Annotated in this window: 16 protein-coding genes; 6 read left to right on the top strand and 10 right to left on the bottom strand. The window is 61.0% G+C overall.

Annotated features, from left to right (window positions below; genetic code table 11):
• Window position 1: 1 nt before the first annotated feature.
• From O987_RS17195 to O987_RS17165, 8 genes are all read right to left on the bottom strand, one after another.
• Window positions 2-1,132, bottom strand: a complete 1,131-nt coding sequence (locus tag O987_RS17195; protein WP_028240166.1) for a nucleoside triphosphate pyrophosphohydrolase family protein — start codon at window positions 1,130-1,132, stop codon at window positions 2-4.
• A 3-nt stretch (window positions 1,133-1,135) separates the two neighbouring features.
• A complete protein-coding gene (locus O987_RS28225; RefSeq protein WP_033045760.1) occupies window positions 1,136-1,762 on the bottom strand; it encodes a hypothetical protein in 627 nt (208 codons plus the stop codon).
• Window positions 1,762-2,229: a TIR domain-containing protein gene (locus O987_RS17190; protein ID WP_028240167.1), complete on the bottom strand. Its 468-nt coding sequence runs from the start codon at window positions 2,227-2,229 to the stop codon at window positions 1,762-1,764. The genes O987_RS28225 and O987_RS17190 overlap by 1 nt, the downstream gene beginning before the upstream one ends.
• A gap of 79 nt (window positions 2,230-2,308) precedes the next feature.
• Window positions 2,309-2,611, bottom strand: a complete 303-nt coding sequence (locus O987_RS17185; RefSeq protein ID WP_028240168.1) for a helix-turn-helix domain-containing protein — start codon at window positions 2,609-2,611, stop codon at window positions 2,309-2,311.
• Window positions 2,595-2,978: a type II toxin-antitoxin system RelE/ParE family toxin gene (locus tag O987_RS17180; protein WP_028240169.1), complete on the bottom strand. Its 384-nt coding sequence runs from the start codon at window positions 2,976-2,978 to the stop codon at window positions 2,595-2,597. Before O987_RS17180 ends, O987_RS17185 begins: the two co-directional genes overlap by 17 nt.
• 13 nt (window positions 2,979-2,991) lie before the next feature.
• The gene (locus O987_RS17175; RefSeq protein WP_033045758.1) at window positions 2,992-3,291 is read right to left on the bottom strand and encodes a hypothetical protein; all 300 of its coding nucleotides are present in this window, start codon (window positions 3,289-3,291) and stop codon (window positions 2,992-2,994) included.
• Window positions 3,288-4,487, bottom strand: coding sequence for a tyrosine-type recombinase/integrase (locus O987_RS17170; protein WP_028240170.1), 1,200 nt, complete (start codon window positions 4,485-4,487; stop codon window positions 3,288-3,290). The genes O987_RS17175 and O987_RS17170 overlap by 4 nt, the downstream gene beginning before the upstream one ends.
• Window positions 4,488-4,710: 223 nt before the next feature.
• Entirely contained in the window at window positions 4,711-5,742 is a 1,032-nt protein-coding gene (locus O987_RS17165; protein ID WP_003053755.1) for a patatin-like phospholipase family protein, read from the bottom strand.
• A gap of 274 nt (window positions 5,743-6,016) precedes the next feature.
• Between O987_RS17165 and O987_RS17160 the strand changes: the two genes are divergently transcribed.
• The 5 genes from O987_RS17160 (at window position 6,017) to O987_RS17140 (ending at window position 10,536) form a co-directional block, all read left to right on the top strand.
• A complete protein-coding gene (locus tag O987_RS17160; RefSeq protein ID WP_051962205.1) occupies window positions 6,017-7,282 on the top strand; it encodes an MFS transporter in 1,266 nt (421 codons plus the stop codon).
• 176 nt (window positions 7,283-7,458) lie between these two features.
• Window positions 7,459-7,965, top strand: a complete 507-nt coding sequence (locus tag O987_RS17155; protein ID WP_003053758.1) for a BON domain-containing protein — start codon at window positions 7,459-7,461, stop codon at window positions 7,963-7,965.
• A gap of 84 nt (window positions 7,966-8,049) precedes the next feature.
• Window positions 8,050-9,273: a PLP-dependent transferase gene (locus O987_RS17150; protein WP_043373713.1), complete on the top strand. Its 1,224-nt coding sequence runs from the start codon at window positions 8,050-8,052 to the stop codon at window positions 9,271-9,273.
• Between the two features lie 223 nt (window positions 9,274-9,496).
• The gene (locus O987_RS17145) at window positions 9,497-10,294 is read left to right on the top strand and encodes a DUF2189 domain-containing protein (RefSeq protein ID WP_043373710.1); all 798 of its coding nucleotides are present in this window, start codon (window positions 9,497-9,499) and stop codon (window positions 10,292-10,294) included.
• A 20-nt stretch (window positions 10,295-10,314) separates the two neighbouring features.
• A complete protein-coding gene (locus tag O987_RS17140) occupies window positions 10,315-10,536 on the top strand; it encodes a hypothetical protein (protein ID WP_019042199.1) in 222 nt (73 codons plus the stop codon).
• Between the two features lie 17 nt (window positions 10,537-10,553).
• Here O987_RS17140 and O987_RS17135 read toward each other — a convergent pair whose 3' ends face one another.
• Window positions 10,554-11,252, bottom strand: coding sequence for an arylesterase (locus O987_RS17135; RefSeq protein ID WP_003053762.1), 699 nt, complete (start codon window positions 11,250-11,252; stop codon window positions 10,554-10,556).
• Between O987_RS17135 and O987_RS17130 the strand changes: the two genes are divergently transcribed.
• A complete protein-coding gene (locus O987_RS17130) occupies window positions 11,251-11,931 on the top strand; it encodes an ABC transporter ATP-binding protein (RefSeq protein WP_029158317.1) in 681 nt (226 codons plus the stop codon). The genes O987_RS17135 and O987_RS17130 overlap by 2 nt on opposite strands.
• A 99-nt stretch (window positions 11,932-12,030) precedes the next feature.
• Here O987_RS17130 and sstT read toward each other — a convergent pair whose 3' ends face one another.
• Entirely contained in the window at window positions 12,031-13,263 is a 1,233-nt protein-coding gene (sstT, locus tag O987_RS17125) for a serine/threonine transporter SstT (protein ID WP_043373707.1), read from the bottom strand.
• Window positions 13,264-13,502 lie beyond the last annotated feature (239 nt).

Here is a 13,502-nt window from a genome sequence, read left to right as displayed (position 1 = left end):
CTTAAGACTCAAGCGGCATATATTGTAGGGTGCGTTCTTTTCGGTTGCCGATGATCCAGCCGCCTTGATTTTTCTTGATTTGACGGAATACGGAATATCCGTCCATGATGGCTTTTTCCCAAAGCTTTAGCGGGCACTTCTCAACCTCATAGCCACTCACAAACTCTTCAATGGTTTTGAGAATCCCAAGGGAAACCTTTTCTTGATTCTCAAAATAGTTTAATTCCTTGGCTCTAGAGAAAATCCATGCCGTAAGCCCTTCCTCAACGACGATTGCCCGGCCGCTGTCTTGCTCTTCATCATATTTGGACTGGCTCTTTCGCTTGTGCTTGATCAATGCCCGTATTACAGGTGACCAATGCAAGATGGCTGCATATGCAAAATGGAAAACATCATGAAATCGGTAGCCATCTCGGTCAGCGATGTTGTCGGTCAGGGGATCACCTATGAATACGCCATTCCATTGGAGATAGCTTTTGCCGCTACCGCGTTGATTGACTCGGATCTTGAACTCTCTAGGGAGCTGCTCTTCTATTCCAAACTCGCTATCGAAATCAAGGCCAATCAGGTCAACCGCCTGTGGCTCCAAGAATGCACCCCTAGCTTTCCGGAGGTTCCCCCGCGCTACGTCCGAGAACGCCAACTCTGCGGCATGGATTGCATCGAGATAGGCTCGCGCGAAGGTGACCACGTCATTGCGCGCAGGCCCACTTCCCAGCAGAGCTGCGGCCGCCTGCCCCAAGCGTACCAAGGTAATGTCCAACGACGCAGGGGCCGCCACAGGCATGGCGATGTAAGCGAATGCACCTTCGGCTATGTCGCTTGCTGCCCCTATGTTCTTGAAGTTCCCGTGATTCGCCGCCTCGGCAAAGATATCTTCAAGTGGAGCTTGCATGCGCCGGCAGATCGCAGCCAAATACCAAAGCGTATCACCGAATTCTTCTTCCGCCGCCCTTCTGAAACCAGGGTACGCAGATTTTTCCCGGACATGTTTTTTGACAGTAGACATTATTCCACCGACTTCCCCATAAAGCCCTTGAAGGACAGGATTGAAATCGGTTGGACTGAGTACATCCGTAGCTGCAATTTCCGAAGCGTAGTCCGAAAGCAGCAGAGAACCTTCCTTGTGCATCGGTTACCTCCGAAGCGTCAGCCATTCGAATGGAGCGCCCTGATATCCATTCAGCCCAAAGCTACGAACCCATTGCTCTAGGTTCGCAATCAGTTTTGGATCGTCAAAAGTAGTTAGACCTATTCCTGTTTTGCATAGAGACCGGCCTTGCTGGTCTTTTAGCTCTTCCGGGAACTCCGGCCCCTCTCCTCCGAAGTACACGAAGTCATTGCTGATGAGAACCCTGTTTACACCCGTGTCGCGAGTGACGTGATCAGGATTAAGTGAACCATCGGGGCGAGAGTGAAAGGAATCTCGTTGCTGCCAGACGGCCGCTGGTGCGGCTCTGAAGTAGATATTGTCCCCGCAACTTTGCTTCCGACTACCGTTGCGATAGGGCTTTTTAGATTCAAACCGTGGATCTGCCCCATATTCATCAAATGTCATCGTTTCGGTGACTTGCATCGCATAAACCAGATACCCGCCTCGCCGAACACTTCGATCATTGCTGCCACTGCCTACCACCCAATCACCGATGTCAGCGCCCTTGCGGATATTTGGCTTGCAGGTTGCAAGCGTGCAGTATTCGTAAAAGGGATTGGGTGCGAAACCACTGTCGTACCGCACCACGTAGGAGTGGACACGTGCCATCAGCAGGGATGCCTTTTCAGAGGAACCGGATCACAGGCGCCACCGTCGGGTTTTTCCCATGTATCTTTTCCGTTGATCGCATCAATGATTGAGTCACCATTCCAGCCGACCAAGGCATCGGCGTATTCTTTCAGTGCCTCAGGAATGTCGCATTCCTTCTCACCATGCTCCCAGATGCCAACAATACGTTTGCCTTGCTTGGCTGCATATTCGATTTCCCAGGTCACCCAGTCGCTATCTTTCGTCTGGGGTGAGACGTAGCAAATAAATACGCCCGCCCAGTTTATCGCTGGGGCCAGAATCTGCGTCTTGATGTAATGCTCATCCGTGGCGTTGTTGAACTTTCCTGTATGGATGGAGGAGTCCCTTACATCCATCCCTTTCGGAGCCAGCAGATCTTTGAGCTTTTGGAGCCCATGATCGTCCTTATGGACATGGCTGATAAACACGTTCCTTTTCTCTGCCATCTGTCACCTCCATCGACGTTTTGATAGCGTAAAAGATCGTAACTGAAATTAGGTGGTTATGGCAGAAAACGCAGATCAATCAAAGGATCGCCCGGAGCCCCTTGTCGGCGATGATGTTGAGCAGCTTCAGCGCCGGGCCAGCGGGTCGGGTTTCACCTTGCTCCCACTTGCGCACGGTCGAGGCCGAGGTGTGCAGGTGATGCGCGAACACCGGCTGGCTGAATTTCAGCGTCTCCCGTAGGCGCCTAATGTCCTCGGCGCCAAACTCCCGCACTGGCGGCGGGCAGATCGCGTCGAACTCGCGCATCGTCACCTTGCTGATCGCACCCACTTCATGAAGCGTGGCCAGGTCGTCACGCAGGGATTCAATGATCTTGCTCACAATGCACCTCCAATAACACGCCCGACTGCAACGCCTTCGATAACGTTTCCCCGGACAGTTGCAAGAACGCTTTGCCGGCGAATTGCAGCGCCTTCTTCTCGTCCTGCGTGATGTTCGCCTTGTCGTTCTTCGGGAACCCATGCAGGAACACGTAGCGGCTGCCGATCCTGGCCGATACCAGTGTGCGGTAGCCGCCGCTTTTACCACCACCGGGGCGGGCCACCCGCTTCTTGTAGAGGGAGCCGCCCAAGTCCGCGTCGATCAGACCGCTTTCCATCTCCTGAACCGCCTTGCACAACGCGGCATCGGACAGCTTCTCGCCCGACTGCCAGCGTGCAAAGTCCTTGCGCTTGAGGATGACCGTCATTTCGACCTCCAAACTATACCCGAAACGGGCATACTTTTCCAGTCTCCGGTGTAGCACCTAGATAGAAGGGATGGCCCGCCCGATTGTCGTGACGCCGGCACGACAATCGGAGCCGACTGGACGGGATGCCGGCCACCGATCCGCGGGCATCCTTGACCGAAATCAGCAGCGCATAGGCCGACCACGGCAGCGTGAAGACCTTGGCCAGCTCGGCGAGGCCGAATTTCCCAGACACTGTCTCGGAAATTGCGGAACGGGGATAGTCGGCCGCCAAGGCGGCGGGGGGCGCCACCGAAAGCGTCCTCTTGCTCATGCCGTGGCCTCCGCAGGGCGCCGCGCGCCCGTGATGGCCTGCCGCCGACTCGCCACCAGTTCGGCAGCATCCCGCACCGGCTTGTCCTCGGTGTGGACGTAGTGCATGAACATCGCCACGGTCTTGTGGCCCGTCAGCTTCATGCCTACCTTGGTCGGCACTCCCGAATTGGCAATGTCGGTCGTGGAGCGGTGGCGGATGCCGTGCGTGCCGACGTGTGGGACGCCGGCTGCCTTGAGCACCCGGCACCATCCGCCATAGTGCTCGCCAAAGGTCAGGTGCTTGGTCGGGTCGTTGGGCGAAGGCAGGACGTAGGGGCAACCTTCTCGGCGCGGTGCCGTCGAGAACAGTCGATAGGCTTCCGCGCTCATGGGCTTGGAGAGGCCGCCGGTCTTGCTGTCGGGCCAGACCACGCGCCGGTTCTCCAGATCGACCCAATCCCATTCAAGCATGCAGATTTCGGAGCGGCGGCCGGCGAACTCGAATTGCAGGCGAATCGCCAGCGGGATGACGTAGTTCTCCAGTCCTTCCGCCTCCAGCTTCTCCAACTGGCGGAAGATCAGCGCCAGTTCGTCGTCCACGATGAGCCGGGTTTCCTCGCCGGGCGGGTACATCGGGACGTGGCGGCACGGGTTCGTGCCGTCCGGGCGGTAGCCCCACACTTCGGCCAGGTTGAACATCTTGCGCAGCACGCCGAAGGCGTTGTTCGCCTCGGCGGGCTTGTAGGCCAGTTTCTCCATCAGCCCGGCAATGTCGGGCCGCTTCACGTCCTGCACCTTCTTGCGGCCGATCAGCGGGACGATGCAGCGGTCGATGACGGCCTGATAGCCGCGCTGCGTGCTCGGCTTGTTGCGCTTCTTGGAGTAGTCCTCCATGAACTTCTTGCACAGCGCTTCGACCGTGGGCGCCTTGCGCGCCTCGGCCTTGGCGCCGCCGGGGTCGCCGCCTCGGCGAACCTCGGCCAGCCAGTCCTGCGCCATGACGCGGGCCTGCTCCACGGTCAGTTCCCCGAACAGGCCCAGCGAGGGCTTGCGGGGCTGCCCGGAGTTCGTGCGGTACTGGAGCATGAACACCCGACGGCCCTTCGGGGTAATCTTGCAGAGGAAACCCGGCACCACGGTATCCCGTAGTTCGATGTCCTTGGCCTGGGGTTGCGCCGACTCTACGGCGGTCTTGGTGAGCTTGATCTTCGCCATGATGACTCCTTGGAACGACCCGAATTCCAAGAGCCAGATAGGAGCGGCGCGAGGGAAAACCGGGTCAAGTTTCAGAAAGCACCGGCATATGATGGACGCGCGTAAGTCCTTGATAAACCTGCTTCATCGAGCTACGGCGCAGTCCAGCGAAGTACCGGGCTGGAGTCATCGTCAAACAAAAAAGGCCCGCGTCAGCGGGCCTTTTTATTGGCGAGGGCTCGGCTCAGGGCTTTGCGCAGTTATCGCTCATGCCCACCATGCCGGAGATCTTCTGGAGGCTGGAGCGCTGTTTCAGACATTCCTGATAGCTGGCTTCGGCGGCTTTTTGCTGCGCCACCTGGGTGGCCTTGGCACGTTCGGCGCGCAGCTGGGCGATGCGTTCACGAATCTGCGGCATCAGCGCCGTCGCGGCCTTCTCGCCTTCCACAATCGCATGGCTGCGCTGAGCGAAGTCGGCCGGGCCGATGTCCAGAACCTTGGGGCGGATGATGATGTCTGCGCGTGCCAGCTCGGCCTGTCCCAGCTTCTGGCCCATGATGGCAATCGACTGGTTGAGCGCGCCCAGCATATTGGCTGGGGTCTTGCCGCTGGCCTTGTTGGAGATGTCCACGGCAATCACGATGTCGGCCCCCAGATTGCGCACGGCATCCACGGGCACGGGGCTGACAATGCCGCCGTCCACATAGTGGTACTTGCCGATGGTGACGGGCTGGAACACGCCGGGCACGCTGCTGGAGGCGCGCACGGCCTGGCCCACGTTGCCACGGGCAAACACCGTGCGCTCGCCGTCTTCCAGGCGCGTGGAGATGGCGACAAAGGGCTTGGCCATCTGCTCCAGCGGCTTGCGGTGCACCTGTTCATTCACATAGTCTTCGAGCTTCTGGCCCAGTACCAGGCCGCCGGAGGACAGTTGCAGGTCGCGGATCTTGGCCTCGTCCAGCGCCACGGCTTTTTCCTGCAGCTCGAAGGCGTTCATGCCGCTCGCATAGAGCGCGCCCACCACGCTGCCGGCACTGGTGCCGGCCACGAACGAGGGCGTCAGGCCATTGGCCTCGAGCATCTTGATGACCCCGATATGGGCAAAGCCCTTGGCCGCACCGCCGCCCAGGGCCAGTCCGATCTTGATCGCGGGGGCCGAGGTGGTGGCGGTAGGCGGCTCGGGTGTCGCTGCGGGGCTGGGCGGATTGCTGCCGCAGGCGGCAAGGCCAAGCAGACTCAAACAGAGCAAAGGGCGCAAAAAAACGTTCGGGCGCATGCCGGGAAATCCTGCTGTCATTAGGGCGCAAAGTATAGCGATGGGTGCCGGAGTCGGTGATGTGCGGTTTTGCTTGTCAAAAAGCATAGCCGTCATCGCTTGCCTGTAAATCGTTTGAGGCATGTATCCCTTGTTTGGCCTATGCGCGAGCAAGCCGTGCTGCCGACAATGTTCTCATCGCAAGCAAGTGGCTGGTCCGCTCTGACGGCGCGGCAGGATGAACGCCTGTGCGTTCTGTCCCTGATGCGGGAGCGGCACCATGAAGAGGCAGCAGATGTCGCAAGGCAATACATGGCAGGTGGAAGTCGAAAAGGCACAGGCCGCAGTCTGGTGGGTGGGCTTCGGCCTGGTGGTGGGAGTGCTGGGGGCAGCGCTGATCAGCCCGCTGTATGCGCTCTACCAGCAGGACTGGCAGTTGCGGCCCAGCGATATCTCGCTGATCTATGTGCTCTATATGTGCGGCGGGCTGTGCGCCCTGCTGTTTCTGGGGCGTTTGCCCGATCGCATTGGTTTCCAGCGCGTGATGCTGTGCTTTCTGTGTCTGACGCTGGTGGGCACGCTGATCTCGATGCTGGCCTGGAATCTGCCCAGCCTGATGGTCGGGCGTTTTGTGGTGGGGCTGTCCTCAAGCCTCATCACCATCAGCGCCACCACGGGACTGACGCTGCTGGCGGCCAGCGGTGCCACCCGTCTGCAGCCTCGGCGTGTGGCCATGGTGGCCAGTTTTCTCAATGTGCTGGGCTTCGGCCTGGGGCCGCTGATCGGCGGTGTGGCCGGGCAGTGGCTGCCCCGGCCCTTGGCGACGGCCTATCTGGTGCCGCTGGTACTGGGCTGCATTGGCGTGGCCGGCGTCCTCATGCTCAAGCTGCCTGAGTCGGCGCAGCTGAATCCAGGGCGGCCCGCCCAGGCGGCGGCTTGCCTGCGCTGGCAGGACTGTCTGCCGCGGCTGACCTGGCCTGGGCGCGAGGACTCCCTGGCTTTTGCGCTGACCTGCGGCTATCCGTTCGTGGCGTTTGGCGTGTTCGGGCTCTATGCCTCCATGGCGCCGCTGTTTCTGCAGCAGATGATTGCCTGGAGCGGCCCAGTGGTCAGCGGCACGGCCATTGCGCTGATCCTGCTCGTCTCTGCGGGCATTCAGCTCTTGGCTGCCAGTCTGCCACTGCATCGCTGCGGCTTTGCCGCAATGGCGCTGCTGGCGCTCAGCAACGCCGTGCTGATATTGAACCTGCAGGCCCGATCGATGCTGCTGTTTGTCCTGGGAGTGTGTCTGACGGCGCTCGGGCATGGCATGTGCATGCTTGCCGGCATGAGCATGGTCGGCCGTCTTGCGGGGCCTGACAACCGGGCAGGGCTGCTGTCCACCTATCAGACCATAGGCTTGCTCGGCTCCATGCTGCCCATGCTGGTCGTGGGCTGGATTGCCGACCGCTGGAGCATCACGCTGGCCGTGAGCCTGTTTGCCTGTTTTGTCATGCTGTTGGCTACCCTGTTGGGACTGGCATTCGCGCGACACCCGCGCATACGGGAGGCTGCGGACTGAGGCGGGGCTTGCAGATAGTTTCTGTAAATAACAGAAAATAACATTCATTAATTAAATGTCACAAATTTGGATAAATTTGTCCTACAGGGATGCGGGAAAAGTTCGTATCCGGGCCAAAATGGGGACTGGTTACAGTTAATAGTCATGTTTTTGCAAGCATTAAGGGAGAAATCGATATGACCACTATGTTCAAGCGCTCCGCTCAAGTTCTGGCCATTACCGCCTTGGCCTTTGGCTTGGCTGCCTGCGGCAAGTCCGAAGACAAGACCGCTGGCCAGAAGCTCGATTCCGCCATTTCCCAGACCGAGAAGGCTGCGGAAAATGCAGGCACCAAGATTGAAGAAGGCACGGCCAAGGCCGGCGATGCGGCTGCCGATGCACTGGCCAAGGCTGGTGAAGCTGCTGGCGCTGCTGTGGACAAGGCTGGCGAGAAGATGGAAGAGGGCGCTGCCAAGGCAGGTGCTGCCCTGGATGACGCAGGCATCACCGCCGCCGTCAAGACCGACCTGATCAAGGCCCCGGAAATCAGTGCGCTGCAGATCAATGTGGACACCAAGGCCGGCGCAGTGACCCTGACCGGTACCGTGCCCAGCGAAGCCGTCAAGACCCAGGCCGGCGATATCGCCAAGGCCGCCAAGGGTGTGACCTCGGTCAACAACAATCTGACCGTGAAGGCTGGTTGATCCCTTTCGGCCTGCATCTCGCATGAAGCCAGAGCGCGCAAGCCCTCTGGCTTTTTTGTGCTCGCATGGCACTAAGATCAGGGCATGACCCAAGCCGACCACAAGCTTTCCACCCATCTGATTCACCATCCCTACAAGGCTCCCACGGACTTCGAAGGCCCGCAGCCGGCCGTGCACAAGGCTTCGACCGTGTACTTCGAGAACGTGCAGGCCATGCGCGAACGCCGCTGGCTGGACAAGAGCAGCTACACCTACGGCCTGCATGGCACGCCCACGACCTATGCCCTGGAAGAGCGTCTGGCTTCGCTGGAGGGGGGCCTGCAATGCCTGCTGGTGCCCAGTGGACTGGCCGCGATTGCCACGGTGTCGCTGGCGCTGCTGAGGACGGGCGACGAGGTACTGGTTCCCGACAACGTCTACGGCCCCAACAAGACCCTGACCGAAGGCGAGCTGGCCCATTTCGGCATCGGCCACCAGTACTACGACCCCATGAGTGTCGAAGATCTTGCGGCCAAGATCACGCCCGCCACCAAGCTGGTCTGGCTGGAAGCTCCGGGCTCGGTGACCATGGAGTTCCCGAATCTCGTCGAGCAGGTGCGCCTGTGCCGGGCCAGGGGCGTGACCATGGTGCTGGACAACACCTGGGGCGCGGGCCTGGCGTTTCGCCCCTTCGACCTGCTGGGCGATGGCAGTCTGGGCGTCGATGTCACGGCCCATGCACTGACCAAGTACCCCAGCGGCGGCGGCGATGTGCTGATGGGCAGCATCATCACGCGCAACCAGCCCCTGCATATGCGCATCAAGCTCGCGCACATGCGCCTGGGCCTGGGCGTGAGTGGCAACGATGCCGAGGCCGTGCTGCGCAGCCTGCCCAGCATCGGCCTGCGCTATCACGCACAGGATCGCTCGGCACGCCGGCTGGCACAGTGGCTGGCCACCCACAGTGCGGTGGCGCAGGTCTTGCACCCCGCCATGCCTGACGCCCCGGGCCATGCTTACTGGAAGCAGCTGTGCGCACAAGGCCAGGGCCAGGATGGCGTGGCTGCCGGTTTGTTCAGCGTGGTCATCGACGAACGTTTTGACCAGGCGGCCGTGGACCGCTTCTGCGACAGCCTGCGCCTGTTCAAGCTGGGCTACAGCTGGGGCGGGCCGGTGAGTCTGGTCGTGCCCTACGAGCTGCCCGAGATGCGCAGCCGTGCCACACCGCATATCAAGGCGGGGACCGTGGTGCGCTTTGCCATCGGCCTCGAAGACGCGACCGATCTGCAGGCCGATCTGGCCCAGGCGCTGCTCAAGGCTTTTGGTTGATGCTATTGAGATGAGAGCTTCTAGCGCCTGCTGATCATTGATTTCAAGGTTGTTTTTTATTGAAATCAAGTATGGATGGCTGCTATAAGCTCTTATTTTTATAGTGAAGACCTATGTTTGGGCATGCGGGCTTTCCGCAATGCAGATTCAGGGTCGAGCGGGTAACTTGTTCCTGTCAGCTGCCGCCACCCAGGCGCGGCACGGGCGACAAGGAGGGTCTCGCATGCAAGCTTCCCCTGTTTCCGAAGTCAAGGCCGAGTCCGGCAATCTGCAGATTCTGCAGCTGCGCTGGAGCGAGCCCTGGCAGTGGCTGCTGCTCGGTTTGCGCGATGTGCGGCGCGCACCCATCATTGCGCTGTTCTACGGCCTGTGCTTCTGGGGCATGGCGCGGCTGCTGGCCTGGGTGTTCCGCTCCAGTCCCGAATATGTGATGTCCATGGCCAGCGGCTGTCTGCTGGTCGGACCCTTCATGGCCATGGGCCTGTACTACGTCAGCAAGCAGCAGGAGCAGGGCAAGCCCGTGCTGCTGTCGGAGTCGCTGACCTGCTGGGACCGACACCTGGCCAGCATGGGCATGCTGGTCATGGTGTTGATGGTGCTGGAGATGCTCTGGGGGCGCGCCGCCATGGTGGTGTTCGCCATCTCGTTCGACACCGGCATGCCCAGCACGGCAACCTTGCTGCAGACCCTGCTGCGCCCCGAGAACTGGGAGTTTCTGCTGGGCTACAGCGCGGTTGGCGGGATATTTGCGGCCCTGGTGTTTGCCAGCATGGTGGTTTCGCTGCCCACGATTCTCGATCTGGATACCGATGCGTTGACGGCCTGTATCACCAGCATGCGTGTGGTGGGCGCCAACACGGGCGTGATGCTGCTGTGGGGGCTGATCATCACCGTGTTGATCGCGGCCTCGCTGCTGTTCTACAGTGTGGGTCTGATCGTCATCGGGCCGCTGCTGGGCTGTGCCAGCTGGCATGCGTATAAAGCCAGCGTCCGCGCCGAAAGCAAGGAGGGCGCTGCCTGAGGCGCAATGAGGGGGATGCCATGGAGTTCTGGAACTGGTTGAAAAAAGTCTTCTCGTCTCAGTCCGGCGTGCCGGGGCGCAGCGCCGACTCGCAGCTGGCATGGACTTCGGCGAGCAGCCGCGAAGACGGCAGCGACGTCTTCAACGACAGCTATTTTTGTGGCGCGGGCAGCAGCGAGGGGGCCTGCAGCACGGATGGCGGCGATTCCGGCGGTGATGGCGGAGGCGGCGGCAGCGACTGAGGCCGCGCGGGCACCGCCTATTTCAGCAGCGGCCTGAGCTTGGGCCAGACATTGGCCAGCATCTGGGGCTGCGCCTGGGCATTGGGGTGAATCCGGTCGCTCTGAAACCACTGCTCGGCATCCGCCGCATCGCCGATTCCCGACAGCAGAAACGGCACCAGCGGCAGCTTTTGCGTGTCGGCAACCTTCTTGAACATGCCGGCGAACTGCTCGGTGTAGGTTGCTCCATAGTTGGGAGGCACCTGCATTCCCACCAGCAGTACCTGGGCTCCGGCTTCCTTGGCGGCCTTGATCATGACTTCCAGATTCTGCTGCGTGCTCTGCAGCGCCAGACCGCGCAATGCGTCGTTGCCGCCCAGCTCCAGAATCACGATGCCGGGTTCATGCTGCCTGAGCAGCGACGCCAGGCGCGCTCTGCCGCCAGCCGTGGTCTCGCCGCTGATGCTGGCATTGACCACCTTGCGCGGGTTTTTTTCATCATTCATGCGCTGCTGCAGCAACTGAACCCAGCCCTTGCCGCGCGTCAGTCCGTACTCGGCACTCAGCGAATCGCCCAGCACCAGCACCGGGCCGGATTTAGCTCCGGGCGCGGCCGCCGCTGCAATGCCGCAAGCCCCCGAAATGGCGAGCGTCAGGGCAACAGCGATACAGTGACGACGCTGCAGTGCAAACTGCGGGCTGCGATCCTTGACGTTTTTGCTATCCAATTGATTCATGTCCACAACTCTTGCCATTCCTTTGATTGCCGTTGAGCAACTGTCCAAATCGGTGAGCGATTCCACAGGCGTGCTGGATATTTTGCGGGATATCAATCTGAGCTTCACGGCCGGTGAAACTGTTGCCATTGTCGGTGCCTCGGGCTCGGGTAAAAGCACTTTGCTGTCGATTCTGGCCGGCCTCGATACCCCCAGTCACGGCACGGTCCGGCTGCTGGGCCAGGATTTGTTTGCACTCAGCGAGGACGACAGGGCGGCGGTGCGGGCCCAGAAGATGGGTTTTGTATTCCAGAGCTTTCAGTTGCTGGGCAATCTCACGGCACTGGAAAACGTCATGCTGCCGCTGGAGCTGGCGGGGCAGCGCGATGCGAGGGCGCGCGCCGCGCAGATGCTGGAGCGCGTGGGCCTGGGCCAGCGCCTCAATCACTATCCCAGGCTGATGTCGGGCGGCGAGCAGCAGCGCGTGGCCCTGGCGCGCGCCTTTGTGGTGGAGCCTGCCGTGCTGCTGGCCGACGAGCCCACGGGCAGCCTGGATTTCGCCACGGGCCAGACCATCATGGAGCTGATGTTTGCGCTCAACCGCGAGCGCGGCACGACACTGATCCTGGTCACGCATGACCGCGAGATAGCGGCGCAATGCGAGCGCAGCATCACCATCGAGGCCGGTCGCGCAGTCTAGGAAGCAAAAAGGCCTGTGTGATCACAGGCCTTCTTTCATCTGGCGCTTATCAGAAAAGCGCTTGCAGCTATCAAATCAATGGCTTTCGAGAGGCAGGCCTCATATGCGTGCCACTTCCAGTCCGGCCTTGCGTTCGGCGGCGCGGCAGGCGGCGGCGGTGAACAGCACGTCGGTCGAGGAGTTGAGAGCCGTCTCGGTAGAGTCCTGAATCACGCCGATGACATAGCCGACACCCACCACCTGCATGGCCACATCGTTGGGGATGTTGAACAGGCTGCAGGCCAGCGGAATCAGCAGCAGCGAGCCGCCTGGAACGCCCGAGGCACCGCAGGCGCAGACTGCGGAGACCACGCACAGCAATATGGCTGTGGGGATGTCCGCGCTGATGCCCAGCGTATGGGCTGCGGCCAGCGTCAGCACGCTGATGGTCACGGCCGCACCGGCCATATTGATGGTGGCGCCCAGCGGAATCGAGATGGTGTAGGTGTTCTCGTCGAGCCCGAGCTTCTGGGCCAGGGCCAGATTGACGGGAATGTTGGCGCCCGAGCTGCGCGTGAAAAAGGCGGTTACCGCGCTCTCGCGCAGGCAGGTCAGCACCAGCGGGTAGGGGTTGCGGCGAGTCTGGGTCCAGACAATGGCGGGGTTGACCACCAGGGCCACAAACACCATGCAGCCGACCAGCACGGCCAGCAGATGGGCATAGTCCTTGAGTGCATCCAGTCCGCCCGAGGAGAAGGTGGCGACCACCAGTCCGAATATGCCAAAGGGGGCCAGACGGATCACGCCTTGAATCACGCGGGTGATGGCGTCGCCGAAGTCCTCCACCATGGTGCGGGTGCTGGGGCTGGCGTGGCGCAGTGCAATGCCCAGTGCGATGGCCCAGGCCAGAATGCCGATGTAGTTGGCATTCAGCAAGGCATTGACGGGATTGTCGAACAGGCTCTGGACGACAGTGCTCAGCACCTGGCTGATCTCGCCGGGCACGCTCTGGACTTTGGGCGCTTCACGAAAGTGAATCACCGAGGGGAAGATGGCGCTGGCCGCCACGGCCACGCAGGCCGCCGCCAGCGTGCCGATCACGTAGAGCCAGAGCACGGGCTTGATCTGCGTTTCCTGGCCCGGGCGGTGGCTGCTGATGGCCGCCATGACCAGCAGCAGCACCAGCACCGGTGCCACGGCCTTGAGGGCGGCAATGAACAGGCCGCCCAGCAAGGCTGAGGGCTGGGCGGCAGCTGGCCATAGCCAGGCCACCAGGCCGCCCAGAATCAGGGCAATCACAATCTGCAGCACCAGGCTGGTGCGGTTGAACCAATCGAGCAAGGCTTTGAGCATGCTGGGTATTCGTTAGGGGATTGGAAGGGGATGCAGGCGCGCCAATCTCGTCATGCCGGGCATGAAGAGACCCTGTGCGCGAATGCAGGGGGAGCTGCAGGGCAGGCCTGCTGCCAGTCTTTCTGGGCGGCTGCGCGGCTTCATGTAAAGACTTGCACTCGGCACAAGCCATGCCGGTTCTGCTTGATGAAGCGGGTGCCGCCCGTTGGGGGCGCAGTGTAGCGGCAATGAAAAACCTC

The organism is Comamonas testosteroni TK102, assembly GCF_000739375.1.
Taxonomy (GTDB): domain Bacteria; phylum Pseudomonadota; class Gammaproteobacteria; order Burkholderiales; family Burkholderiaceae_C; genus Comamonas; species Comamonas brasiliensis.
Note: the sequence above shows the minus strand (reverse complement) of the source record. Positions and strands in the feature narration are given on the sequence as shown.

Excerpts from the sequence above, each read along its gene's own strand:
- O987_RS17130 (WP_029158317.1), top strand. The coding sequence starts at position 11,251 with ATGTCCACAACTCTTGCCATTCCTTTGATTGCCGTTGAGCAACTGTCC.
- O987_RS17175 (WP_033045758.1), bottom strand. The coding sequence starts at position 3,291 with ATGAGCAAGAGGACGCTTTCGGTGGCGCCCCCCGCCGCCTTGGCGGCC.
- O987_RS17140 (WP_019042199.1), top strand. The coding sequence starts at position 10,315 with ATGGAGTTCTGGAACTGGTTGAAAAAAGTCTTCTCGTCTCAGTCCGGC.
- O987_RS17145 (WP_043373710.1), top strand. The coding sequence starts at position 9,497 with ATGCAAGCTTCCCCTGTTTCCGAAGTCAAGGCCGAGTCCGGCAATCTG.
- O987_RS17170 (WP_028240170.1), bottom strand. The coding sequence starts at position 4,487 with ATGGCGAAGATCAAGCTCACCAAGACCGCCGTAGAGTCGGCGCAACCC.
- O987_RS17150 (WP_043373713.1), top strand. The coding sequence starts at position 8,050 with ATGACCCAAGCCGACCACAAGCTTTCCACCCATCTGATTCACCATCCC.
- O987_RS17155 (WP_003053758.1), top strand. The coding sequence starts at position 7,459 with ATGACCACTATGTTCAAGCGCTCCGCTCAAGTTCTGGCCATTACCGCC.
- O987_RS17135 (WP_003053762.1), bottom strand. The coding sequence starts at position 11,252 with ATGAATCAATTGGATAGCAAAAACGTCAAGGATCGCAGCCCGCAGTTT.
- O987_RS17165 (WP_003053755.1), bottom strand. The coding sequence starts at position 5,742 with ATGCGCCCGAACGTTTTTTTGCGCCCTTTGCTCTGTTTGAGTCTGCTT.
- O987_RS17195 (WP_028240166.1), bottom strand. The coding sequence starts at position 1,132 with ATGCACAAGGAAGGTTCTCTGCTGCTTTCGGACTACGCTTCGGAAATT.
- O987_RS28225 (WP_033045760.1), bottom strand. The coding sequence starts at position 1,762 with ATGGCACGTGTCCACTCCTACGTGGTGCGGTACGACAGTGGTTTCGCA.
- O987_RS17180 (WP_028240169.1), bottom strand. The coding sequence starts at position 2,978 with ATGACGGTCATCCTCAAGCGCAAGGACTTTGCACGCTGGCAGTCGGGC.
- sstT (WP_043373707.1), bottom strand. The coding sequence starts at position 13,263 with ATGCTCAAAGCCTTGCTCGATTGGTTCAACCGCACCAGCCTGGTGCTG.
- O987_RS17190 (WP_028240167.1), bottom strand. The coding sequence starts at position 2,229 with ATGGCAGAGAAAAGGAACGTGTTTATCAGCCATGTCCATAAGGACGAT.
- O987_RS17160 (WP_051962205.1), top strand. The coding sequence starts at position 6,017 with ATGTCGCAAGGCAATACATGGCAGGTGGAAGTCGAAAAGGCACAGGCC.